Annotated in this window: 26 protein-coding genes (1 of these 26 cut by a window edge); 7 read left to right on the plus strand and 19 right to left on the minus strand. The window is 35.7% G+C overall.

Annotated features, from left to right (window positions below; all coding sequences use genetic code 11):
• Window positions 1–17: 17 nt before the first annotated feature.
• The 9 genes from rplI to EKQ63_RS28945 all read right to left on the minus strand — a co-directional run bounded on the left by rplI (window position 18) and on the right by EKQ63_RS28945 (window position 7,143).
• Complete coding sequence (rplI, locus tag EKQ63_RS28905) at window positions 18–464, minus strand: 50S ribosomal protein L9 (RefSeq protein ID WP_087995277.1); 447 nt, start codon at window positions 462–464, stop codon at window positions 18–20.
• Window positions 461–2,434, minus strand: coding sequence for a DHH family phosphoesterase (locus EKQ63_RS28910; RefSeq protein ID WP_087955261.1), 1,974 nt, complete (start codon window positions 2,432–2,434; stop codon window positions 461–463). The genes rplI and EKQ63_RS28910 overlap by 4 nt, the downstream gene beginning before the upstream one ends.
• 78 nt (window positions 2,435–2,512) lie before the next feature.
• On the minus strand, window positions 2,513–3,448 hold the full coding sequence (locus EKQ63_RS28915) for a YybS family protein (RefSeq protein WP_140421294.1): 936 nt from the start codon (window positions 3,446–3,448) through the stop codon (window positions 2,513–2,515).
• 80 nt (window positions 3,449–3,528) lie between these two features.
• Window positions 3,529–3,762 carry a 30S ribosomal protein S18 gene (gene rpsR / locus EKQ63_RS28920; protein ID WP_000918873.1) on the minus strand — a complete coding sequence of 78 codons (234 nt, stop codon included), beginning with the start codon at window positions 3,760–3,762 and terminating at the stop codon, window positions 3,529–3,531.
• A 45-nt stretch (window positions 3,763–3,807) separates the two neighbouring features.
• On the minus strand, window positions 3,808–4,320 hold the full coding sequence (gene ssb / locus EKQ63_RS28925; protein WP_000981966.1) for a single-stranded DNA-binding protein: 513 nt from the start codon (window positions 4,318–4,320) through the stop codon (window positions 3,808–3,810).
• 26 nt (window positions 4,321–4,346) lie between these two features.
• Window positions 4,347–4,637 (minus strand): 30S ribosomal protein S6, encoded by a 291-nt coding sequence (rpsF, locus tag EKQ63_RS28930; protein ID WP_001233778.1) that lies wholly within the window; start codon window positions 4,635–4,637, stop codon window positions 4,347–4,349.
• Between the two features lie 191 nt (window positions 4,638–4,828).
• Window positions 4,829–5,929 (minus strand): redox-regulated ATPase YchF, encoded by a 1,101-nt coding sequence (gene ychF / locus EKQ63_RS28935; RefSeq protein WP_000524669.1) that lies wholly within the window; start codon window positions 5,927–5,929, stop codon window positions 4,829–4,831.
• A 114-nt stretch (window positions 5,930–6,043) separates the two neighbouring features.
• Complete coding sequence (locus EKQ63_RS28940; protein WP_000436051.1) at window positions 6,044–6,241, minus strand: DUF951 domain-containing protein; 198 nt, start codon at window positions 6,239–6,241, stop codon at window positions 6,044–6,046.
• Between the two features lie 20 nt (window positions 6,242–6,261).
• The gene (locus EKQ63_RS28945) at window positions 6,262–7,143 is read right to left on the minus strand and encodes a mechanosensitive ion channel family protein (RefSeq protein ID WP_087955263.1); all 882 of its coding nucleotides are present in this window, start codon (window positions 7,141–7,143) and stop codon (window positions 6,262–6,264) included.
• 259 nt (window positions 7,144–7,402) lie between these two features.
• On the opposite strand from EKQ63_RS28945, the gene yyaC reads away from it, so the two are divergent.
• A complete protein-coding gene (gene yyaC, locus EKQ63_RS28950; protein ID WP_087955264.1) occupies window positions 7,403–7,999 on the plus strand; it encodes a spore protease YyaC in 597 nt (198 codons plus the stop codon).
• 20 nt (window positions 8,000–8,019) lie between these two features.
• Here the strand turns inward: yyaC and spo0J are convergent, their stop codons facing one another.
• From spo0J to rpmH, 10 genes are all read right to left on the minus strand, one after another.
• A complete protein-coding gene (gene spo0J, locus EKQ63_RS28955) occupies window positions 8,020–8,871 on the minus strand; it encodes a stage 0 sporulation protein Spo0J (RefSeq protein WP_087955265.1) in 852 nt (283 codons plus the stop codon).
• Window positions 8,864–9,625, minus strand: a complete 762-nt coding sequence (gene soj / locus EKQ63_RS28960; protein WP_000516114.1) for a sporulation initiation inhibitor protein Soj — start codon at window positions 9,623–9,625, stop codon at window positions 8,864–8,866. Before soj ends, spo0J begins: the two co-directional genes overlap by 8 nt.
• Window positions 9,626–9,814: 189 nt before the next feature.
• Complete coding sequence (gene noc / locus EKQ63_RS28965; RefSeq protein ID WP_143881732.1) at window positions 9,815–10,687, minus strand: nucleoid occlusion protein; 873 nt, start codon at window positions 10,685–10,687, stop codon at window positions 9,815–9,817.
• A 104-nt stretch (window positions 10,688–10,791) separates the two neighbouring features.
• On the minus strand, window positions 10,792–11,511 hold the full coding sequence (rsmG, locus tag EKQ63_RS28970; RefSeq protein ID WP_001019621.1) for a 16S rRNA (guanine(527)-N(7))-methyltransferase RsmG: 720 nt from the start codon (window positions 11,509–11,511) through the stop codon (window positions 10,792–10,794).
• Between the two features lie 21 nt (window positions 11,512–11,532).
• Window positions 11,533–13,422 carry a tRNA uridine-5-carboxymethylaminomethyl(34) synthesis enzyme MnmG gene (gene mnmG / locus EKQ63_RS28975; RefSeq protein ID WP_048553317.1) on the minus strand — a complete coding sequence of 630 codons (1,890 nt, stop codon included), beginning with the start codon at window positions 13,420–13,422 and terminating at the stop codon, window positions 11,533–11,535.
• Between the two features lie 46 nt (window positions 13,423–13,468).
• The gene (gene mnmE, locus EKQ63_RS28980; protein ID WP_000393772.1) at window positions 13,469–14,845 is read right to left on the minus strand and encodes a tRNA uridine-5-carboxymethylaminomethyl(34) synthesis GTPase MnmE; all 1,377 of its coding nucleotides are present in this window, start codon (window positions 14,843–14,845) and stop codon (window positions 13,469–13,471) included.
• Window positions 14,846–15,071: 226 nt separating this feature from the next.
• On the minus strand, window positions 15,072–15,689 hold the full coding sequence (jag, locus tag EKQ63_RS28985) for an RNA-binding cell elongation regulator Jag/EloR (RefSeq protein ID WP_087995275.1): 618 nt from the start codon (window positions 15,687–15,689) through the stop codon (window positions 15,072–15,074).
• Window positions 15,686–16,453, minus strand: a complete 768-nt coding sequence (spoIIIJ, locus tag EKQ63_RS28990) for a YidC family membrane integrase SpoIIIJ (protein ID WP_087995274.1) — start codon at window positions 16,451–16,453, stop codon at window positions 15,686–15,688. The genes jag and spoIIIJ overlap by 4 nt, the downstream gene beginning before the upstream one ends.
• A 52-nt stretch (window positions 16,454–16,505) precedes the next feature.
• On the minus strand, window positions 16,506–16,853 hold the full coding sequence (rnpA, locus tag EKQ63_RS28995) for a ribonuclease P protein component (protein WP_087995273.1): 348 nt from the start codon (window positions 16,851–16,853) through the stop codon (window positions 16,506–16,508).
• 76 nt (window positions 16,854–16,929) lie between these two features.
• The gene (gene rpmH, locus EKQ63_RS29000; protein ID WP_000831901.1) at window positions 16,930–17,064 is read right to left on the minus strand and encodes a 50S ribosomal protein L34; all 135 of its coding nucleotides are present in this window, start codon (window positions 17,062–17,064) and stop codon (window positions 16,930–16,932) included.
• 565 nt (window positions 17,065–17,629) lie between these two features.
• On the opposite strand from rpmH, the gene dnaA reads away from it, so the two are divergent.
• The 6 genes from dnaA to gyrA form a co-directional block, all read left to right on the plus strand.
• The gene (gene dnaA, locus EKQ63_RS29005) at window positions 17,630–18,970 is read left to right on the plus strand and encodes a chromosomal replication initiator protein DnaA (protein WP_000428025.1); all 1,341 of its coding nucleotides are present in this window, start codon (window positions 17,630–17,632) and stop codon (window positions 18,968–18,970) included.
• A gap of 178 nt (window positions 18,971–19,148) precedes the next feature.
• Window positions 19,149–20,288 carry a DNA polymerase III subunit beta gene (gene dnaN, locus EKQ63_RS29010; RefSeq protein WP_001212891.1) on the plus strand — a complete coding sequence of 380 codons (1,140 nt, stop codon included), beginning with the start codon at window positions 19,149–19,151 and terminating at the stop codon, window positions 20,286–20,288.
• Between the two features lie 127 nt (window positions 20,289–20,415).
• A complete protein-coding gene (gene yaaA / locus EKQ63_RS29015) occupies window positions 20,416–20,628 on the plus strand; it encodes a S4 domain-containing protein YaaA (RefSeq protein ID WP_000821367.1) in 213 nt (70 codons plus the stop codon).
• A gap of 12 nt (window positions 20,629–20,640) precedes the next feature.
• Entirely contained in the window at window positions 20,641–21,768 is a 1,128-nt protein-coding gene (gene recF, locus EKQ63_RS29020) for a DNA replication/repair protein RecF (RefSeq protein ID WP_087955268.1), read from the plus strand.
• A 38-nt stretch (window positions 21,769–21,806) separates the two neighbouring features.
• The gene (gene gyrB, locus EKQ63_RS29025) at window positions 21,807–23,729 is read left to right on the plus strand and encodes a DNA topoisomerase (ATP-hydrolyzing) subunit B (protein WP_000435993.1); all 1,923 of its coding nucleotides are present in this window, start codon (window positions 21,807–21,809) and stop codon (window positions 23,727–23,729) included.
• Between the two features lie 88 nt (window positions 23,730–23,817).
• Window positions 23,818–24,465, plus strand: the beginning of a protein-coding gene (gene gyrA, locus EKQ63_RS29030) for a DNA gyrase subunit A (RefSeq protein ID WP_001282851.1). 1,824 nt of this gene lie beyond the right edge of the window; 648 of the gene's 2,472 nt are visible here — the first part of the coding sequence; the start codon lies at window positions 23,818–23,820; its stop codon lies off the right edge, out of view.

The raw sequence follows: 24,465 nt of genomic DNA on the forward strand, positions 1-24,465 counted from the left end.
CCTTGCTTAACGTATTTTTATTGTTCACTAACATGAACTTTTACTGTTGCTGTTACTTGCGGATGCAATTTCACAGTAACGTTTGTATAGCCTAATGCACGAATTGCATCATCCATTTCAAATTTACGCTTATCAAGTTTAATATTGTGAGATTTTTGCATTGCATCTACGATTTGTTTACTTGTGATTGAACCAAATAGACGGCCGCCTTCTCCAGATTTAGCCTTTAATTCTACAGTTAGTTTCTCTAACGTTTCTTTTAATTGTTTTGCACTTTCAAGCTCTGCTGCTGCATCTTTTTCTTCTTTGCGCTTTTGAGCCTCTAAAGTTTTCATACTGCTATTCGTCGCTTCAGCAGCTAATCCTTGTTTTAGTAAGAAGTTATTTGCATAACCATCTGGTACGTTTTTTACTTCCCCTTTTTTCCCTTTACCTTTTACGTCTTTTAGAAAAATTACTTTCATGATTGTGTGCCTCCCTGTAAATAGTCATCAATAACAAATCGAAGCTTCTCCTCAGCTTCATCTACTGTAACATTTTTCATTTGTGTGGCTGCATTTGTTAAATGCCCGCCACCACCTAAGTTTTCCATAATTAGCTGCACGTTCACTTCACCTAAAGACCTGCCGCTAATTCCAATGAAATTCTCGCCACGTTTTGCAATAACAAATGATGCAATAATTCCTGTCATTGTTAATAATGTGTCCGCTGATTGCGCAATAAGCACTTGATCATAGTAATCATCGCTATCAACTTTTGCAATCGCAATTCCATTTGTATAAATGTACGCATTTTTAATAGCTTTTGCAACCCGTAAATACTGATCCATATCTTCTTTTAAAAGCTCTTGTACAAGCACAGTATCTGCACCGTGTGAGCGTAAATAAGAAGCAGCATCAAACGTACGAGCACCTGTCCGGAATGTAAAGCTTTTCGTATCAACAATAATACCTGCTAATAATGCTGTTGCTTCTAACATTGTCATTTTTAAATTTTTCGGTTGGTATTCAAGTAATTCCGTAACAAGCTCTGCCGTAGAAGAAGCATATGGCTCCATGTAAACAAGCAATGGATCTTCAATAAAATCTTCTCCTCGGCGATGATGGTCAATAACAACTACATTTTCAATTTTGCGTAACAGTTTTTCTTCCATCACCATTGAAGGTTTATGCGTATCAACAACTACAAGTAAGGAATCATCATTTGCAAATTCCATTGCTTGTTCTGGTGTAATAAAGTGAGACCATAACTCTTCATTTTGTTTCACTTTATCCATTAAACGCTTAATTCCCTTATCAGAATCATTTTCATCGAGCACAATATATCCTTTTCGTTCATTTAATTGCGCTACCTTTAAAATACCAATCGCAGCACCAATCGCGTCCATATCAGGAGCCCTATGCCCCATTATAATGACATTGCTACTTTCTAATACTAAATCCTTTAATGCATGCGAAATCACTCTGGCACGTACACGAGTACGTTTTTCCACCGGATTTGTCTTACCACCATAAAACTTAACTTTACCTGTCGCCTGTTTAATAGCAACTTGATCTCCACCACGCCCAAGCGCAAGGTCTAAACCTGATTGAGCCATTGCCCCAAGTTCGGATAAAGGTAAATCACCTGATCCAACGCCTACACTTAATGTAAGTGGTATATTCCTTTTGGATGTTTCTTCACGTACTTGATCTAAAATGCTAAATTTTCCTTTCTCCATCTGCGCTAAAATACTTTCATTTAACACAACGAAGAATCTTTCTGAAGATGCACGTTTTAAATATGCCCCATACTTAACGGCCCACTCATTTAGTCTTGATGTTACAAGACTTGTTATATTCGTACGTAATTGATCATCTAACCCTTGTGTAACTTCATCATAATTATCTAAATAAATGACAGCTAAAACAGTACGTTGATCCTCGTACATCTTTTCAATCTCTGTTTGTTCTGTTACATCAAAGAAATAAATTAACTTTTCTTCTTTCCTTACAAAGACACGAAACTTTCGATTATTTAAAGAGACTATATCATCGGATGTTTCTCCCTTAATAAAAAGAAGTAACGTTTCTGATACATCATAAAGGTGCCATCCAGCTAATGCATGCTGCCCCAGGCATGAAGATAAATAAGGATTTGCCCAATCAATCCCATAATCCTTATTGTATAACAAAATACCAATCGGCATCTGGTTAAATGCCTCATTACTCACTTTCTTTACCCTTGTAATCATATCTGTCGTATGTTTTTCAAAATTCTTTTGGAAAGTAAGTTCAAATCGTACAACAACAAAAAGGACGATACAAAAAATAAAGAAGGAGACTATCCCCATTAGTAAATGAAAATAACAGAGAATTGAAATGAGCACAAACACAAAAAATGCCAAGACGTAAACAGGATATAAAAACCACTGTTTCTTATAAAATTCAGGCATGTATACAACTCCTATAAAGTAAAACTAACTCACCTTCCAGTTAGTAATACAGATTAAAATAGTATAAGGAATATTATTTTATCCCCCTATTTTAGAACGCAATGAAATCCCTAAATCAATTATACCTAAGATTATCACAAGAGGAAACAGCATCGGGATAAACATGCAGGCGATAAAACTAATAATAGGAACCCCTTTCGTAAAACCTTTGCTATGCGCTAGAAAAGCAATAAACGTCAGGCCTTGCAGCACTAGTAATAAAGCAAATATGACATATAGGTTAGAAAATACCATATGTAAATATGATGTCGGTTCTACTTTTATAAAAGTTGATAGCAAAATAAATATAACGTAATACCAAACAATACTCTTTGGTAATTGTATATCCTTAAATTTAGGCCAAGATATGACATCGTGTTTTAACTTTCTCAAAACACTACCTGATATCATAACTGTAATCCAAGAAAAACATACTGAGACCATGACAATTAAACTTGGGAATAACGTTTGTAACACATCATTAAATTGTGCAAATAGCTCTTTTTGCTCTTTACTAATCGGCATACCTGCAGCAGTAACTATCTTTTCGCTTTTTGTCATACTTTCATTAAACATATTTTGTATTTGCTTCATTAAATCTATGTTAAAAAACTTTATACTTGCAACATAAATGAGCATAATACCAATTAAGTAAGCAAGCGTCCCCACCATCAAAATTTCTACCGGCTTTTTTTGTTTTTTATACATATGTCCTAAAACGATACCTATTAATCCAAACATAGTTGTCTTTACCAAGTTCATCGGTTGACTAACAATAACAGTAATAAAAAGCGCTGCCGTAAAAATTACAAAAGCATTAGATATTTTATATCTTATCGTTAGCAATATAAATGGCAACGGCAACGCAAACGTTACAACTGTGCCTAAAATTGGAACATACATAGATATAAGCAATAACATTGCATATATCGCTAACAACGCTGCACCCTCAGTAATAAATTTCGTATTCCTCATCATCTAACCTCTCTTTCAAAAAAGAAAAGCATAGCAAAATGCACAGTAGAGTCCGACTCTACTGTGCATTTCATACGCTATTATTCACCAACATATGGTAAAAGTGCCATTTGACGAGCACGTTTAATTGCAACTGTAAGTTTGCGTTGGTATTTTGCGCTTGTTCCTGTTACACGACGAGGTAAAATTTTACCACGCTCAGAAACGAAACGTTTTAATAAATCAACATCTTTATAATCGATGCGAGTGATGCCGTTAGCTGTGAAGAAACACACCTTACGACGTTTCGCACGTCCACCTTTGCGTCCTGCCATGTCTATTTCCCTCCATTCTTTGTTAAAACTAACAAATTTACTGTATTAGAACGGTAAATCGTCGTCGGAAATGTCGATCGGTTGACCTACATTTGAAAATGGATCGTCATTCTTCGTAAATCCAGAGTTACCTTGGTTACCTGAATTACTAGATTGACCAAATGGGTTAGAGCCTTGGTTACCGAAACCAGCTCCTGATGGTTGCTGATTAAATGAACCGCGTTGCTCCCCACCGCCATTACGCGGCTCTAAAAATTGTACGCTTTCCGCAAGAACTTCTGTTACGTATACACGTTTACCATCTTGTCCCTCGTAATTACGAGTTTGAAGACGTCCATCTACGCCTGCTAAGCTACCTTTTTTCAAATAATTTGCTACGTTTTCTGCTTGTTTACGCCATATTACACAATTAATAAAGTCAGCTTCACGCTCACCTTGTTGATTGGCAAATGCGCGATTCACAGCTAACGTAAAAGTAGCTACTGCAACACCATTGGGCGTGTAACGTAAGTCAGGGTCCTTAGTTAAACGACCAACGAGGATAACACGATTCATCAATCGAACCACTCTCCCTTATATATCAATTATTTTTCTTCTTCTTTAACAACGATATGACGAAGGATGTCTTCGTTGATCTTAGCTAAACGGTCGAATTCGTTAATCGCTTCTGCGTTAGATTTCACGTTTAAGATCATGTAGAAACCTTCACGTAAGTCGTTGATTTCGTAAGCTAAACGACGCTTACCCCACTCTTTCGTGTTAATGATTTCTGCACCATTGTTTGTTAAAACACCTGCGAAACGTTCAACTAAAGCTTTTTGAGCTTCTTCTTCAACGCCAGGACGAATGATGTACATAATTTCGTACTTTCTCATTACACTTTCACCTCCTTTTGGTCTAAACGGCCCATAATGGGCAAGGAGCAATTAATTTATAGTAATTACTCACGAGTTTAGATTATATCATAGTAAGTTAGATGAATCAACTCACCCATACATAAAAAACTTGGCAAACATATAATATATTTGCCAAGCTTATATCTTTATTTTTCCTAGGAAATATTAAATTAAACGTTGAAACGGAAGTGCATAACGTCTCCGTCTTTTACGATATACTCTTTTCCTTCTAAACGAACTTTACCAGCTTCTTTTGCAGCTGTCATAGAACCATTTGTCATTAAGTCTTCGTAAGAAACTGTTTCTGCACGAATAAATCCACGCTCAAAGTCTGTATGAATTACACCAGCACATTGTGGTGCTTTCATACCTTGTTTGAATGTCCATGCACGTACTTCTTGTACACCAGCTGTGAAGTAAGTAGCAAGTCCTAATAAATCATATGCAGCACGAATTAATTGATCTAAACCAGATTCTTCAATGCCTAGTTCTTCAAGGAAGACTTTTTTCTCTTCCTCGTCTAGCTCGGCAATTTCTGATTCGATTTTTGCACATACAACGATTACTTGAGAATTTTCATTTGCAGCAAATTCTTTTACCATTTGTACGTATTTATTTTCAGAAGGATCGATAACATCGTCCTCGCTTACGTTTGCTACGTATAACATTTCTTTCGTTGTCAGTAAATGAAGACCTTTCACAATCTTCATTTGCTCTTCTGTAAATTCAACCGTACGAGCCGGTTTCCCCTCTTCGAAAGCTTCTTTTAAACGTACTAAAATTTCATGTTCATATACTGCTTCTTTATCCTTTTGTCTTGCTAATTTCGCAACACGTTCGATACGTTTATCAACTGATTCTAAATCGGCTAAGATTAGTTCTAGGTTGATTGTTTCAATATCATCAATTGGATCTACTTTCCCTGAAACGTGCGTAATATTTTCGTCTTCAAAACAACGAACAACTTGGCAAATTGCATCTACTTGGCGAATGTGAGATAAGAATTTATTTCCTAAACCTTCACCTTTACTAGCACCTTTTACGATACCTGCAATATCAGTAAACTCAAATACAGTCGGAACAGTTTTTTTCGGTTCTACTAATTCCGTTAATTTATTTAAACGCTCATCTGGTACTTCTACAATTCCTACGTTTGGATCAATTGTACAGAATGGATAGTTTGCAGATTCTGCTCCTGCTTGTGTAATTGCATTAAATAAAGTGGACTTCCCTACGTTAGGTAATCCAACAATCCCAGCCGTTAATCCCATATTTTTCACTCCTATGTCTCAATCTTTCATCATTATAGATAGTAACGAAAAAAATGACAAGTTTCCTCCAAACGAAAAAAGTAACAGCTACCCACTGCAACTGTTACTTTCTCTCTATTCTTCGTGCTTCACAAGTATTTTTTTCACCTTACGATCAAACTCTCTTCGAGGAATCATTACTGAATGGTCACATCCCTCGCACTTAATGCGGATATCCATTCCCATACGAATAATCTTCCAACGATTCTCCCCACAAGGGTGGGCTTTCTTCATTTCCACAACATCGTACAAGTTATACTGCTTTTGCTCCATTCTCCAAACCCCTCTCCATACTAAATTGCTTTTTCACTCACTAATTCTTCACGATTATATAAAACCATACGTGGATATGGAATTTCAATACCATGTAAATCTAAACGATTTTTAATTTCTTTACGAAGTGCTCTTGCAATAACTGCATGTTGCATTGGCTCTACTTCAGCAATAACACGTAATATAACTTCTGAAGCAGCTAATGTTTGTACACCTAACAATTGAGGTGTTGTTACCATTTTTTCGTACTTTGCAGGTAATTCTTGTAATAAGTCTTCAATGACTTGTTCTGCTTTCGCTATGTCAGCCTCATACGAAATAGATACATCAACAAATGCTACACTATTACTAACTGAATAGTTCGTAACTTGAATGATACTTCCGTTTGGTAAAGTATGAATTTCACCTGTCCAACTTTTTACTTTTGTTGTACGAAGTCCAATCTCTAAAACGACTCCTTCAAACTGACCAATTTTTACATAGTCACCGACTGAAAATTGATCTTCTAGCAAGATAAATAACCCTGTAATAACATCTTTTACTAAACTTTGAGCACCAAATCCGACTGCCAAACCAATTACCCCTGCACCGGCTAATAAACCTGATGCATTAATATTAAACACACCTAAAATCGCAATTAACATAATAAACATAACAACGTATGCCACAATATTTTCAAGTAACTTCGCTACTGTAACTGTACGACGTTCTGAAATTTGAATTGGCGAACGACTTCCCATACGAAACGCATTCCGTACAACCGCTCTTGCAATTCGTACTACAATTGCACCAATTGTTAAAATGATACATATTTTTAATGTCGCAATTCCAATATGAGCCCAACGATCAGCATCTAGTAAATACTGTTTCGTAGCATTAAACCACTTCGTTAATAAATCCATGTACCTCTACCTCTCCAGCCAAAATTTCTTTTTAGTTATCCTTCTTATTGTATCAGAAGTCTCCTAATTGCTGAAAAAATTTTATGACTTTAATTCCATTTGTTAACCTACATACAGGTATAAAATGGAACGAATATATATATACTAGTACTATTATTTCCGTTCTCACTTAAATTTTACAGCAAGTACGCACTTATAGTTTTCCATTTTACTCACCATATAACATATTTTGAAAATTTATTAAAAGGATGGGTGCTTCATGAATATTGGAAGTTTTCGCTTACCTTTTTTCGAAAAAGAAACTCAAAATGTTATGCACCAAGATTTAGAAGCCTCCGAGACAATTAGTAACTTCTTACTTTCTCATATCCCTGTTAAGACTCATATACCAATTATTCTCGTTTGTATCGGAACAGATCGTTCCACAGGAGATGCACTCGGTCCGTTAGTCGGTACGAAACTAGAACAAGTAGAAATTACAAACTTCCAAGTGTTCGGCACACTAGATGATCCAGTACATGCGCTAAACTTAGAAGAAAAAATTCAGAATATACAGAAAGATAATCCTTCTTCATTTATAATTGCAGTTGATGCCTGTTTAGGAAAGTCTCAAAGTATTGGTTCCATCACTACTGGAATGGGACCTAGTAAACCTGGAGCTGCGATGAACAAGAAATTACCGGCAGTTGGTGATTTACATATTCATGGCATCGTAAATCTAAATGGTTTTATGGAATTTTTCGTCCTACAAAATACAAGATTAAGTTTAGTTATGAAAATGGCTGATGTAATTGCACAAAGTATAAAAGAAACAGACCAAAAATTATCTGTATTAAAAAAAGCAAACCATCTATAAATAATAAGATGGTTTGCTTTTTAGTTTTTCTGCGCTAATAATTCTAAAATACGATTTAAATCTTCTTTATTGAAAAATTCAATTTCGATTTTACCTTTTTCTTTTTTGGTTTCTTTAATTTTTACATCTGTGCCAAACTTTTCTCTTAAGAATGTTTCGCGTTCTACGAAAAATATATTTCTTTCTTTTTTCACTTGTTTTGTTTCACGTGAAACGCGTTGATTGATCTCCTGAACAATTTTCTCTAATTGCCGAACATTTAATCCTTCTTTTTCAATTCGTTTCAATAAAGCTTTCAATTGTTCTTCATCTTTTATCGTAAGCAAGGTTCTCCCATGAGCCATTGAAAGTTGACCATTTGCAATCATATCTTGAACAAAAGAAGGGAGGCTCAATAACCGCGTATAGTTTGCAATGTAAGGTCTACTCTTACCAAGGCGTTTTGCTAATTGTTCTTGCGTCACATTTAGCTCATTCATTAGCATTTGATATGCCATTGCTTCTTCCATTGGATTTAAATCTTCTCGTTGTAAGTTTTCAAGCAATGCAAACTCCATCATTTGCTGCTCATTTAATTGCCTTACAACGGCAGGTACTTTTTCGAGCCCTGCCTCTTTAGCAGCACGATATCTTCTTTCACCTGCAACAATTTCATATCCTTTAATACTCTTTCTAGCAATTAACGGTTGTAATATGCCGTGCTCTTTAATAGAGGCCGATAATTCCTGAATCGCCTCTTTATTAAAGTGTTTACGTGGTTGATATGGATTCGGCCTTAATTCAGTTATCGTAATCTCCTGAATTGTCTCTTCTTCTTTCACATCTAAATCAGGAAAAAACACATTGATTCCTCTTCCTAATCCTTTAGCCACCTGCAATCACTTCCTCTGCTAAATCTATATATACTTCTGCCCCTCTTGATTTAGCGTCATACTGCATAATTGGTTTCCCATGACTTGGTGCTTCACTCAAACGAACATTACGAGGGATAATCGAACGGTATACTTTATCTCTAAAGTATTTTTTCACTTCATCTATAACCTGAATCCCTAAATTTGTACGGGCATCTAACATTGTTAGCAATACGCCTTGAATTGCTAGATTTTTATTTAAGTGCTTTTGCACCAGTCGAACTGTATTTAATAGCTGACTTAACCCTTCTAGTGCGTAATATTCGCATTGAACAGGAATAATAACAGAATCTGCTGCAGTTAATGCATTAATCGTTAATAACCCTAAGGACGGGGGACAGTCAATAATAATATAATCATATTCATCACGAACTGGCTGTAATGCCCTTTGCAAACGTACTTCCCGGGAAATAGTCGGTACCAATTCAATTTCAGCACCTGCTAATTGAATTGTAGCGGGTAGAACATCTAAGTTTTCAGTTGCGGTTTTCTGTATAACCCCTTGAACATCTGCATCTTCCACAAGAACATTGTAAATACATTGATCTAATTCGGATTTTTCAATTCCCACACCCGTCGTTGCATTTCCTTGAGCATCAATATCTACAAGAAGGACCTTTTTACCTACTTGTGCCAATCCAGCCCCTAAATTAACAGATGTTGTTGTTTTTCCAACGCCACCCTTTTGATTGGCTATAGCAATGATTTTTCCCATGATGTCACCTACTTTCAACCTTTCTATCTTATTCTAGTAACAATTACGTTTATTGTAACATGAAATAAAAGTTTTTCTTTTACGTCCTTATTAAACTTCAAAATTTATTTGTAAACTCCTTCTTCATCTAACAAGAAAATATAGTAAAAGAGACCTATCCAATAGGATCAGGTCTCTAACACGCCATTATTATTTTTTCTTCGGAATTTGAATTGTAATTTGATAGTACTCATCAAACTCTTCTTCCTCAGAATTAACATTTAAACCACTGTCAGCAACCATTTGTAATGACTGCCTAATTGTATTCATGGCAATTCTCGTATCTCGACTTACTGCTTTTTGCTTTGCCTTACGCTTCGGTTTTGCTTCCTCTAGTAATTTCGCAATTCGTTCCTCTGTTTGCTTTACATTCAGTTGTTTCTCCACAATTTCCTGTAAAACCTTTAGTTGTAATTCCTCATTCTTTAAAGGGATGAGCGCACGGGCATGGCGTTCTGTAATACTTTTTTCTAATAACACATTTTTTATTTCTTCAGGCAACTTTAACAATCGCAACTTATTTGCGATTGTGGATTGTCCTTTTCCGAGTCTTTGTGCCAATGCTTCTTGCGTTAAATTATGTAACTCAATTAGCTTTTGATATGCCACAGCTTCCTCGATTGCTGTTAGTTCCTCACGTTGCAAGTTTTCAATTAAAGCCACAGAAGCTGTTTCTGTATCATTTAAGTTTTTTATAATTGCAGGAACCTTTTCCCACCCTAACTTTGTTGCTGCACGGAAACGCCTTTCTCCAGCAATAATCTCGTACTTATCATCCTCATATTGCCTCACAACAATTGGCTGAATAAGTCCGTGTGTACGAATCGTTAATGCTAGTTCCTCAATACGTGCATCATCAAAAACTGTTCGTGGTTGATAACGGTTAGGGGTAATATTTACTATCGGAATTTCTTGTATTTCTTCATATACCTTTTTATCTATTTCTTCATGGCTTTCGTCTTGTAATTCGAATTCGCTCTCTTTATCTCCAAAGCCAAATAAACGAGAAAACGTATTTTTCATACATATTCCACCACCTTTAGGCCTATTGACTATTCTCCATAAAATGTTTCCTATGAAACATTTACGTTTTCATTTATATAATTTAATCTTACGTCTAATAAGATTTATTTTTCAATAGGTAATTTATTGGGTGTTCCCGGTTTGCGTGGATATTTCTTTGGTGTCTTGCGCTTTTTCTCGATTAATAAAATATTACGTTCACTTTCTTCAAACGGTAATTGGAACGTAGACATTTCTTTTAAATCACCGCCTAGCACCTCTAAAGCATACTTGCCATTTTCAATTTCTTCGTTTGCTGCAGCACCTTTCATTGCAATGAATGTTCCCCCAACTTTTACAAGTGGTAAACATAGCTCACTTAATACTGAAAGACGCGCGACTGCACGTGCCATTACAATGTCGTACGCTTCACGTACACCTTCTTTTTTTCCAAATGTTTCAGCACGATCATGACAAAACGCGACGTCACTCAATTCCAACTTTTGTGCTAAATGATTTAAGAAATTAATACGTTTTTGCAATGAGTCTACAATCGTCACTTTTAAATGCGGGAAACAGATTTTTAAAGGAATACTTGGGAATCCAGCTCCTGCGCCAACATCACAAATTGAGAATGGTTTTGAAAAATCGTAATAAAAAGCAGCTGTAATAGAATCAAAAAAGTGTTTTAAATATACTTCCTCTTTTTCCGTAATAGCCGTTAAGTTCATTTTTTCATTCCATTCTACTAATGTTTCGAAGTAGATTTCGAACTGCTCTAACTGTCTAGAAGAGAGGGTGATTCCCTTCTCTTCTAGCATAGATTGAAATTGTTCTATGTTCATCTAACAATATCTCCTTACTATTTATTGGTTCGATACTCGCGCAATTTTTCCTTGTTCAATATACACAAGTAAAATGGAAATGTCCGCTGGATTTACGCCTGATATACGTGAAGCCTGCCCCACTGAAAGTGGACGAACATCTTTCAATTTCTGTCTAGCTTCTGATGCAAGGCTAGAAATCGCATCATAATCAATATCCACAGGGATTTTTTTGTTTTCCATTTTCTTCATACGCTCTACTTGCTGTAAAGATTTTTCGATATATCCTTCGTACTTAATCTGAATTTCAACTTGTTCTGTAACTTCATCACTTAATTCTACTTCACTTGGTACTAAAAGATGGATATGCTCATATGTCATCTCTGGACGACGTAATAAGTCACTTGCACGTATTCCATCTTTCAATTCACTTCCACCAATATTGCGAATTAATTCTTGAACTTCAGGACGTGGTTTAATAATAATGCTACTTAAACGTTCCTTTTCCTGTTCAATTTGTAATTTTTTATTTGTAAATCGCTCATAGCGTTCTTCTTTAATTAATCCAATTTCACGACCAATTTCAGTTAAACGAAGATCCGCATTATCATGGCGTAATAATAGACGATACTCTGCACGAGATGTTAATAAACGATATGGTTCATTCGTCCCTTTCGTTACAAGATCATCAATTAAGACACCAATATAAGCATCCTCACGACCTAAAATAACTTCTTTTTTACCTAAAGAACGACATGCCGCATTAATTCCGGCCATAAGCCCTTGTCCTGCCGCCTCTTCGTAACCAGAAGTTCCGTTAATTTGTCCTGCTGTATATAAATTTTTAATTTTTTTCGTTTCAAGTGTCGGCCATAGTTGCGTTGGCACAATTGCATCATATTCAATTGCATAACCTGTACGCATCATTTCAACATTTTCTAGACCAGGAATTGTTCTAAGCATATCACGCTGTACGTCTTCTGGTAAGCTTGTGGATAAACCTTGTACGTACACTTCTTGTGTGTTACGTCCTTCTGGCTCTAAGAAAATTTGATGACGTGGTTTATCATTAAACCTTACTACCTTGTCTTCAATTGAAGGACAGTATCTAGGACCTGTTCCCTTAATCATACCAGAATACATAGCTGAGCGATGTAGGTTTTCATCTATTAAACGATGTGTTTCCGTACTTGTATACGTTAACCAACATGGAATTTGATCCATAATAAACTTTGTCGTTTCAAAAGAGAAAGCTCGTGGTTTATCATCACCTGGCTGAATTTCTGTTTTACTGTAATCGATTGTATTACTATTTACGCGCGGAGGTGTACCTGTTTTAAATCTAACAAGATCAAATCCAAGCTCCTCTAAATGTTCCGATAAAGTAATAGATGGTTGTTGATTATTTGGACCACTCGAATATTTTAAATCTCCCATAATAATCTCACCACGTAAAAATGTACCAGTCGTAATTACGACTGTTTTTGCTGTATATTCAGCACCAGCTTGCGTAATTACCCCTTTACATTCGCCATCTTCAACGATTAAACGCTCTACCATTCCTTGGAACAACGTTAAGTTTGGTGTTTCTTCAATTGTTTTCTTTAATTCATGCTGGTAAGAGAATTTATCTGCTTGTGCTCGAAGTGCGCGTACAGCTGGTCCTTTACCTGTATTTAACATACGCATTTGAATATGCGTTTTATCAATGTTGCGTCCCATTTCTCCGCCTAATGCATCAATTTCACGAACAACAATCCCTTTTGCTGGTCCACCAACAGAAGGGTTACATGGCATAAACGCTACCATATCTAAGTTAATTGTTAACATTAATGTTTTGGAGCCCATTCGTGCTGCCGCAAGACCAGCTTCACATCCTGCATGACCTGCACCGATTACTATGACATCGTATGAACCGGCATTGTATCCCATTGTTTATTCCTCCTAATAATCTCTATCTTTCTGAAACATCACTATATTATTTTCCTAAACAAAATTGAGAGAACAACTGGTCAATTAGGCTTTCATGAACGGTATCACCAGTAATTTCACCAAGTATTTCCCACGTTCTTGTTAAATCAATTTGCACCATATCAATTGGAACACCATTTTCTATCGCCTCAATTGCATCTCCAATTGTTTTTCCTGCTTGTGTTAATAATCCAATATGTCTCGCGTTAGAAACATATGTTACATCTGCAGAATCAATTGTTCCTTCAAAGAATAAATCAGCGATTGCCGTTTCAAGCTCATCTATTCCTTGTTCCTCAATTAACGACGTTGTAATAATACGATTCCCCGCTGCCAATTCTATAACACGTTCCATATCAATTGCTTGCGGTAAATCTGTCTTATTTACAATAACAATGAAATCTTTTCCTTGTACGGCACGGAATAGATCTTCATCCTCATTTGTTAAAGCTTCGCTATAATTAACGACAACTAGCACTAAATCAGCTTGACTCATCATTTCTTTTGAACGCTCTACACCAATTCGTTCAACAACATCTTCTGTTTCACGAATTCCAGCTGTATCTATAAGTTTAAGTGGTACACCACGCACATTAACGTACTCTTCAATAACATCACGAGTTGTTCCTGCAATATCAGTTACAATTGCCTTTTTCTCCTGAACGAGACTATTTAATAGCGATGATTTCCCAACATTAGGTCTACCGATAATTGCAGTAGCAATACCTTCACGTAAAATCTTTCCTTGCTTTGATGTTTCTAATATTTTTGCAATTTCAGCACGAACATGTGTAGCTTTCTCAATTAAGATATTATGTGTCATTTCTTCCACATCATCATATTCCGGGTAATCTATGTTTACCTCAACATGAGCTAACGTTTCTAATATATCCTGACGCAGACGGCCGATTAATTTAGATAATCGTCCTTCCATTTGATTAATCGCTACGTTCATTGCTCGATCTGTTTTTGCACGGATTAAGTCCATAACAGCTTCTGCTTGTGATAAATCAATACGGCCATTTAAAAAAGCACGTTTTGTAAATTCACCAGGCTCCGCTAATCGTACTCCTTGCGCTAAAATAAGCTGCAATACTTTATTTACCGAAACAAGTCCACCGTGACAGTTAATTTCTACTATATTTTCACGTGTAAAAGTCCTTGGTGCACGCATAATAGACACCATTACTTCTTCAATAACCTGATTTGTATCTAAATCAACAATATGACCATAATGAATTGTGTGAGAAGGAACCTCTGTTAAATCCTTCCCTTTAAAAATACGATTAACTTTTTCAACCGCATCATCCCCACTTACTCGAACAATGGCAATTGCACCCTCTCCAAGCGCTGTGGAAATCGCGGCAATTGTATCAAATTCCATGTCCTTTCACCTCACTTGCTTATTTATCTCTATTTCAACATGATTATTTTCTTCACTAAATTATTAGAATACCATAACGAACCTATCTACAAAAGAATAATAACTCATTTTATTATGTCCTCATGTAAAAAACACTAAACTTATTCACAGTGGATAAGTTTAGTGTTTTTTAGTTATCCACACCTATTTTCCCCTCAAAAAAACCGGCACTCAATTGAGTAACCGGTCACTTGGAGGATATTACAACATGTCGATGTGGTTCTTTTCCTTCAGAAGTTGTAATGATATTTTGATGATTAGATAATGCTTGATGGATAATCTTTCGTTCAAAAGATGGCATAGGCTCCAATACAACTCTTTTTTTCGTACTTACTACTTGTTTGGCTAATCGATAAGAAAGTACTTCTAACGTAGCTTTTCTTTTACTACGATAATTTTCAGCATCTAGTGTGATACCAATGTACTGCTTCGTATTGCGATTCGCCACAAGCTTTGTTAAATACTGTAAAGAGTTCAAGGTGTTTCCTCTTTTTCCAATCAAAACACCTATATTTTCGCCAGAAATTGTAAATTCAACTTCGCGTCCTTTTACAATTTTACTAATCTCAGCTTCTACACCCATATCGTGAATAACATTTTTTAAATATTCTTCACATTCTTGAATTGGGTCTTTCTTCAATACAACTTCTACTACTGCAGGTCGGTTCCCAAATAAACCTAAGAATCCTCTTTTACCTTCATCGATAATATTTATATCTACTCGGTCTTTTGAAGCATTTAATTGCCTTAAAGCATCCTCTACTGCCTGCTCAACTGTTTGACCTTTAGCAGTGATTACACTCACTTGCCTGATCCCTCAGCCTTACTAGCCTTAATTTCTGGCCCTTTGATAAAATACATTTGAGCGATACCAAAGATATTACCAACAACCCAGTAAAGTGATAATGCAGCTGGGAAGTTAATTGCAAAGATTAAAATCATGATTGGCATTAACCAAATCATCATTGCCATTTGCGGGTTTTGGCCAGCAGTTCCTGCCATTGCAAGCTTTTGCTGAATAAATGTCGTAATTGCTGCAACAACCGGTAAGATATAGTAAGGGTCTGCCTGTCCTAAATCAAACCATAAAAATGTATGTTTACTAATTTCTGATGTTCTCATAATCGCATGATAAAATGCGAATAAAATAGGCATCTGAACAAATATTGGTAAACAACCGGCTAATGGATTTACACCATTTTTTTGATATAGCTGCATCATTTCTTGTTGTAATTTTTGCTGTGTTGCTTGGTCTTTCGAGCTATATTTCTCTTTTAACTTTACCATTTCTGGTTGTAACGCCTGCATAGCTTTCGTACTCTTCGTTTGCTTAATCATTAATGGTAATAATGCAAAACGAATAATAAGGGTCGTAATAACGATCGCTAAACCGTAATTATCACCAAGCCATGTCGCAAAATACGTGATTAACTGAGAAAGCGGGTATACGAAATATTCATTCCAAATCCCAGTGCTCTTCGATGTAATCGGCTGACCCGTTTCACTACAGCCGGTAGCAATTGCCATTAATGTAATAACCATGGCCAGTAAACCTATTTTCTTTTTCAAAGCCTGCTCCTCCTTGTTTCGGTATGTATATAGTGTAATTCATTTCCTTACGCTACTTTTTTATTCTTTTCATACCAGAGCGTTTAAAGACATGAATTAAGCTTTTCTTTAATTCTTCATATGTCATCTCTGCACAAGGCTTCCTTGCTATTATAACAAAATCTTTTCCAGAATCTATCTCATCTTGTAATTCTGTGATCGACTGGCGAATCATACGTTTAATTCGGTTACGCACTACTGCATTTCCTATTTTCTTGCTGACAGAAAGGCCAATACGAAAGTTTGGCTGCTCTTCTTTATCTAGTTGATACACAACAAATTGACGATTCGCATTCGATTTTCCTTTTTGAAAAACCGTCTGGAATTCATCATTCTTTTTTATACGATGTTTTTTCTTCATATCAATTGACACTCCTGTAGTTCATCAGCGGAAATTCACTATTATTAGAAAAAAAGACCACTGAACGATCAGTGGTCTACGCAGATAATACTTTTCTTCCTTTACGACGACGAGCTGCTAGCACTTTACGTCCGTTCGCTGTGCTCATACGGCTGCGGAAACCATGTACTTTGCTGCGCTTACGTTTATTTGGTTGGTAAGTTCTTTTCATTATATGACACCTCCCTGAGGAATATCTGTTAAAGACAGTCTTATAAATTATAGTTAATCAACTAGGAAAATGTCAATGGTTCTAGAAATTTTCATCAAATATTCATTTTGAACCTATTCACATACTTTTTCACAGACGCTATATTTCCTTGTGGATAAATGTTTTTTCATGTTTTTTATATCCACAAACTCTTTTCGTACTTTTACACAGTATATCGTGTTGTGGACAAGTTTATTCCACAAGGTATTGATTTTGTGGATAACTTTCTTAATTTCATTGCTATAGCTACTTTTTTTTGATATTATAGTTGTGTTTTCACTTTGAATAAGTTTTCCACATCTTTATCTTATCCACAATTTGTGTATAACATGTGGACAGTTTTAATCACATGTGGGTAAATAATTATCCACATTTGCTTTTTTTGTCGAAAACCCTATCTCATATACAAACGACGTTTTTAGGTTTTAAAATACGTTTCGTATAAATATACATTTTATATTTATTCAGGTTGTACATTTGTTGCGCAACCTTATTCTTTTACCATCTTAGTAAAGGAGGGACACCTTTGGAAAACATCTCTGATTTATGGAACAGCGCCTTAAAAGAACTAGAAAAAAAGGTCAGTAAACCAAGTTATGAAACATGGTTAAAATCAACAACCGCACATAATTTAAAGAAAGACGTATTAACAATTACGGCTCCAAATGAATTCGCCCGTGATTGGTTAGAATCTCATTATTCAGAGCTAATTTCAGAAACACTTTATGATTTAACAGGGGCAAAATTAGCTATTCGCTTTATTATTCCCCAAAGTCAAGCTGAAGAGGAGATTGATCTTCCTCCTTCTAAACCGAATTCAGCACAAGATGATTCTAATCATTTACCACAGAGTATGCTAAACCCAAAATATACGTTTGATACGTTTGTTATTGGCTCTGGTAATCGTTTTGCTCACGCTGCTTCATTGGCAGTAGCCGAAGCGCCAGCTAAAGCATATAATCCCCTCTTTATTTATGGGGGAGTTGGACTTGGAAAGACCCATTTAATGCATGCAATTGGTCATTATGTAATTGAACATAACCCAAATGCGAAAGTTGTATATTTATCATCAGAAAAATTTACAAATGAATTTATTAATTCTATTCGTGATAATAAAGCAGTCGATTTTCGTAATAAATACCGCAATGTGGATGTTTTATTGATAGATGATATTCAATTTTTAGCGGGAAAAGAACAAACTCAAGAAGAGTTTTTCCATACATTCAATGCATTACACGAAGAAAGTAAACAAATTGTAATTTCCAGTGATCGGCCACCAAAAGAAATTCCAACTTTAGAAGATCGTCTTCGTTCTCGCTTTGAATGGGGACTCATTACGGATATTACGCCACCAGATTTAGAAACACGAATTGCAATTTTGCGCAAAAAGGCAAAGGCTGAAGGACTTGATATACCAAATGAGGTCATGCTTTATATTGCAAATCAAATCGATTCAAATATTCGTGAACTAGAAGGTGCACTCATCCGAGTTGTAGCTTATTCATCTTTAATTAATAAAGATATTAATGCTGATTTAGCAGCTGAAGCACTTAAAGATATTATTCCAAATTCTAAACCAAAAATTATCTCCATTTATGATATTCAAAAAGCTGTCGGAGATGTTTATCAAGTAAAATTGGAAGATTTCAAGGCGAAAAAACGAACGAAATCAGTTGCCTTTCCTCGCCAAATTGCAATGTATTTATCACGTGAACTGACAGACTCCTCCTTACCTAAAATAGGTGAAGAATTCGGTGGACGCGATCATACAACCGTTATCCATGCTCATGAAAAAATTTCTAAGCTACTTAAGACGGATACGCAATTACAAAAGCAAGTTGAAGAAATTAACGATATTTTAAAGTAGTAGCTGAATAGTGTGAATAACTTTCCTTGTTTTACGCACAGTCTATCCACATGTAGATAGACTGTTTTTACATCCTTTAACGGGGTTATCCACATATCCACAAGCCCTATTACTATTACTACTATTTTTTATCTTTATTAATTAAATAAAATCTTATACTTACCGGAGGTTTTTCTTTATGCGTTTTACAATACAAAAAGACTATCTTGTAAGAAGTGTACAAGATGTAATGAAGGCTGTTTCTTCTCGTACAACAATTCCGATCCTTACAGGAATTAAAGTTGTAGCTACGGAAGAAGGAGTTACATTAACAGGAAGCGATGCTGATATTTCGATTGAATCTTTTATCCCAGTTGAAGAGGATGGAAAAGAAATCGTAGAAGTAAAACAATCAGGAAGTATTGTTTTACAGGCGAAATATTTTAGTGAAATTGTAAAAAAATTACCTAAAGAAACTGTAGAAATTTCTGTAGAAAATCATTTAATGACAAAAATAACTTCTGGGAAATCAGAGTTTAATTTAAATGGTTTAGATTCTGCAGAATATCCGTTGTTACCACAAATTGAAGAACATCATGTTTTTAAGATTCCGACGGATTTACTTAAACATATGATCAGACAAACTGTATTTGCAGTTTCCACTTCTGAAACAAGACCGATCTTGACAGGTGTAAACTGGAAGGTATATAACAGCGAACTAACTTGCATTGCTACAGATAGTCACAGGTTAGCTCTTCGAAAAGCAAAAATTGAAGGCATTGCAGATGAATTCCAAGCAAATGTTGTTATTCCGGGGAAAAGCTTAAATGAATTAAGCAAAATTCTAGATGAGTCTGAAGAAATGGTAGATATCGTTATTACGGAGTATCAAGTATTATTCCGTACAAAACATTTATTATTCTTCTCAAGATTGTTAGAAGGAAATTATCCTGATACAACTCGCTTAATTCCAGCGGAGAGTAAAACAGATATTTTTGTAAATACAAAAGAATTTTTACAAGCGATTGATCGTGCATCTCTGTTAGCAAGAGATGGTCGTAATAATGTTGTAAAATTATCAACTTTAGAGCAGGCAATGCTAGAAATTTCTTCGAATTCACCAGAAATCGGAAAAGTAGTAGAAGAAGTTCAATGTGAAAAAGTAGATGGGGAAGAGTTAAAAATATCTTTTAGTGCAAAATATATGATGGATGCACTAAAAGCATTAGATAGTACTGAAATTAAGATTAGCTTTACTGGAGCAATGAGACCATTCTTAATTCGTACAGTAAATGATGAATCCATTATTCAATTAATTTTACCGGTTCGTACTTACTAAGTAAGAAATAAGGGTTGCTAGTTTTCAGATGCTAGTAGCCCTTATTTGATTTTTGGGTATTACTTTCCTAATGTTAGTTTATTTAGTACAATGAAAGAATGAACACTTTCAGAAAGTGAGCGATTTTATGAAACGTATTAAAATTTCAACAGAGTATATTACACTAGGACAATTTTTAAAGTTAGCCGATGTAATTGATACAGGTGGCGCTGTAAAATGGTTTTTACAAGAATATGAAGTGTACGTGAATCAAGAACTTGAAAATAGAAGAGGTCGCAAACTATATGCGAACGATATTATTGAAATTCCAGGAAGCGGAAGTTTCCAAGTTCAATCATAAAGGGGGAGCCCTTTGTTTATTTCAGAAATACAATTAAAAAACTATCGCAATTATGAAAATTTAGAGCTTTCCTTTGAAGATAAGGTAAATGTAATTATCGGCGAGAATGCGCAAGGGAAAACGAATTTGATGGAAGCTATTTATGTTTTAGCGATGGCGAAATCTCATAGAACCTCTAATGATCGCGAGCTTATCCGTTGGGATGAAGATTTCGGTCAAATTAAAGGAAAGCTACAAAAGAGAAATAGTTCTTTGTCTTTGGAATTAAATATCTCGAAAAAAGGCAAAAAGGCAAAATTAAATCAACTTGAACAACAAAAATTGAGTCAATATATTGGCGTGATGAATGTTGTCATGTTTGCCCCAGAAGATTTAAATCTTGTAAAAGGAAGCCCTCAAGTAAGAAGACGCTTTTTAGATATGGAATTAGGCCAAATAGCTCCGGTCTATTTGTATGAATTGAGTCAATATCAAAAGGTGCTCACACAACGAAATCACTTGCTGAAAAAGATGCAAGGGAATAGTAAGAATGAGGAAACGATGTTGGATGTATTTACACTTCAACTTATTGAGCATGGTACAAAAATTTTGCAAAAACGCTTTGAATTTTTGCATTTACTACAAGAATGGGCAGCTCCAATTCATCGTGGTATAAGCCGTGGGCTAGAAGAATTAGAAATTGTCTATAAACCGAGCGTAGATGTATCAGAATCAATGGATTTGTCGAAAATAAAAGAAGTATACTATGAAAGTTTTCAATCCGTGAAACAACGTGAAATTTTCCGTGGTACGACTTTAATTGGTCCTCATCGTGATGATTTACAATTCTTCGTTAATAGTAAAAATGTTCAAGTCTTTGGTTCGCAAGGACAACAACGAACGACCGCACTGTCCCTAAAATTAGCTGAAATTGAATTGATTTACTCAGAAGTTAAGGAATATCCGATTCTTCTATTGGATGATGTATTATCAGAATTAGATGATTATCGTCAATCGCATCTGTTAAATACAATTCAAGGAAAAGTGCAAACATTTGTGACAACGACGAGTGTCGACGGAATTGAACACGAAACATTAAAAGAAGCGAAAACAATTCATGTAACGAACGGCACGGTAGATTGTGAAATAGATAGGGCGTAATCCCTGTTTAAATGGAAAAGTAGGTGATCTTTGTGTCAATGGAACAAAAGCAAATGCAAGAAAATTCATATGATGAAAGTCAAATACAGGTACTTGAAGGACTAGAAGCAGTTCGAAAACGCCCTGGTATGTATATTGGATCTACAAGCGGAAAAGGACTTCACCATCTTGTATGGGAAATCGTCGATAATAGTATTGATGAGGCACTTGCAGGGTACTGTGATGAAATTAACGTTAGTATCGAAGAAGATAATAGTATTCGTGTAACGGATAATGGACGTGGTATTCCAGTTGGTATACAAGAAAAAATGGGACGTCCTGCTGTAGAAGTTATTATGACCGTTCTTCATGCTGGTGGTAAGTTTGGCGGCGGCGGTTATAAAGTTTCTGGTGGTTTGCATGGTGTTGGGGCATCTGTAGTAAATGCCCTATCAACAGAACTAGAGGTATTTGTACATCGTGAAGGTAAAATCCATTATCAAAAATACGAAAGAGGTATTCCAGTTGCGGATTTAAAAGTCATTGGTGACACAGATCAAACAGGAACGATAACTCGATTTAAACCAGATCCAGAAATTTTTCAGGAAACAACAGTATACGAATTTGATACGCTAGCAACTCGTATGCGTGAATTAGCATTTTTAAATCGTAATATTAAATTGACGATTGAAGATAAACGTGAACATAAGCAAAAGAAAGAATTCCATTATGAAGGTGGAATTAAATCATACGTTGAGCATTTGAATCGCTCAAAACAACCAATCCATGAAGAACCTGTATATGTAGAAGGATCAAAAGATGGTATTCAAGTTGAGGTCTCCTTACAGTATAACGAAGGATATACAAATAATATTTACTCATTTACGAATAACATTCATACGTATGAAGGTGGAACACATGAAGTTGGGTTTAAAACAGCTTTAACTCGTGTGATTAACGATTATGGACGTAAAAATAGTATTTTAAAAGATGCAGACAGTAACTTAACGGGTGAGGATGTTCGTGAAGGTTTAACTGCAATTGTATCAATTAAACATCCAAACCCACAATTTGAAGGACAAACGAAGACGAAACTTGGGAATAGTGAAGCGAGAACGATTACAGAGTCTGTGTTTTCAGAGGCATTTGAAAAGTTCTTACTAGAAAACCCAAATGTTGCACGAAAAATCGTAGAAAAAGGTACGATGGCAGCACGTGCACGTGTTGCAGCAAAAAAAGCGCGTGAATTGACACGCCGCAAGAGTGCATTAGAAGTTTCAAGTTTACCTGGTAAATTAGCAGATTGTTCTTCGAAAGATCCAGCAATTAGTGAAATTTACATTGTAGAGGGTGACTCTGCAGGCGGATCAGCAAAGCAAGGTCGTGACCGTCACTTCCAAGCGATTTTACCGCTAAAAGGTAAAATTATTAACGTTGAAAAAGCAAGATTAGATAAAATTTTATCTAACGATGAAGTGCGTACAATTATTACTGCAATTGGTACGAACATTGGCGGAGATTTTGATATTGAGAAAGCTCGTTATCATAAAGTTATTATTATGACAGATGCCGACGTAGATGGTGCGCATATTCGTACCCTATTATTAACGTTCTTCTATCGTTATATGCGTCAAATTATTGAACATGGTTATATCTATATTGCACAGCCACCGTTGTTTAAAGTACAACAAGGTAAAAAAATTCAATATGCTTATAATGAGAAAGAGCTTGAAAAGATTTTAGCTGAATTACCAGCTCAACCGAAACCTGGTATCCAACGTTACAAAGGTTTAGGAGAAATGAATCCAACTCAGCTTTGGGAAACAACAATGGACCCAGAAGTACGTTCATTACTTCAAGTTTCCCTTCAAGATGCAATTGAAGCAGATGAAACATTTGAAATTTTAATGGGGGATAAAGTAGAGCCACGTCGTAACTTTATCCAAGAAAATGCAAAATACGTGAAAAACCTTGATATTTAAATGAGTAATGACAGGAATCTGAGTATTCCTGTCTTCTACATATAAATCAATGTATGTGTAACGGAAATGTAAGAGGAGGTGCTCGTTGATGTCAGACAATCAACAACAAGCACGAATTCGAGAAATTAATATTAGTCATGAAATGCGTACCTCATTTTTAGATTACGCAATGAGTGTTATCGTATCTCGTGCATTACCAGATGTTCGTGATGGATTAAAACCTGTGCATCGTAGGGTTTTATATGCGATGAATGATTTAGGAATTACGGCTGATAAAGCGTATAAGAAATCAGCACGTATTGTTGGTGAAGTAATCGGTAAGTATCACCCTCATGGTGATTCAGCTGTTTATGAAACAATGGTACGTATGGCGCAAGATTTCAGTCAACGTTATATGCTTGTTGATGGGCATGGTAACTTTGGATCTGTCGATGGAGATTCAGCGGCAGCAATGCGTTATACAGAAGCAAGAATGTCTAAAATCTCTATGGAATTAATACGTGATATTTCAAAAAATACGATTGATTATCAAGATAACTATGATGGTTCTGAAAGAGAGCCAATTGTATTACCAGCGCGTTTTCCTAACTTACTAGTAAATGGTACGACAGGTATTGCGGTTGGTATGGCAACGAATATTCCGCCGCATCAACTTGGCGAAGTAATTGATGGCGTATTGGCATTAAGTCATAATCCCGATATTACTATTGCAGAATTAATGGAGTGCATTCCAGGA

Origin of the sequence: Bacillus sp. BD59S, assembly GCF_007363175.1 — a bacterium.
Lineage (GTDB): Bacteria > Bacillota > Bacilli > Bacillales > Bacillaceae_G > Bacillus_A > Bacillus_A pacificus.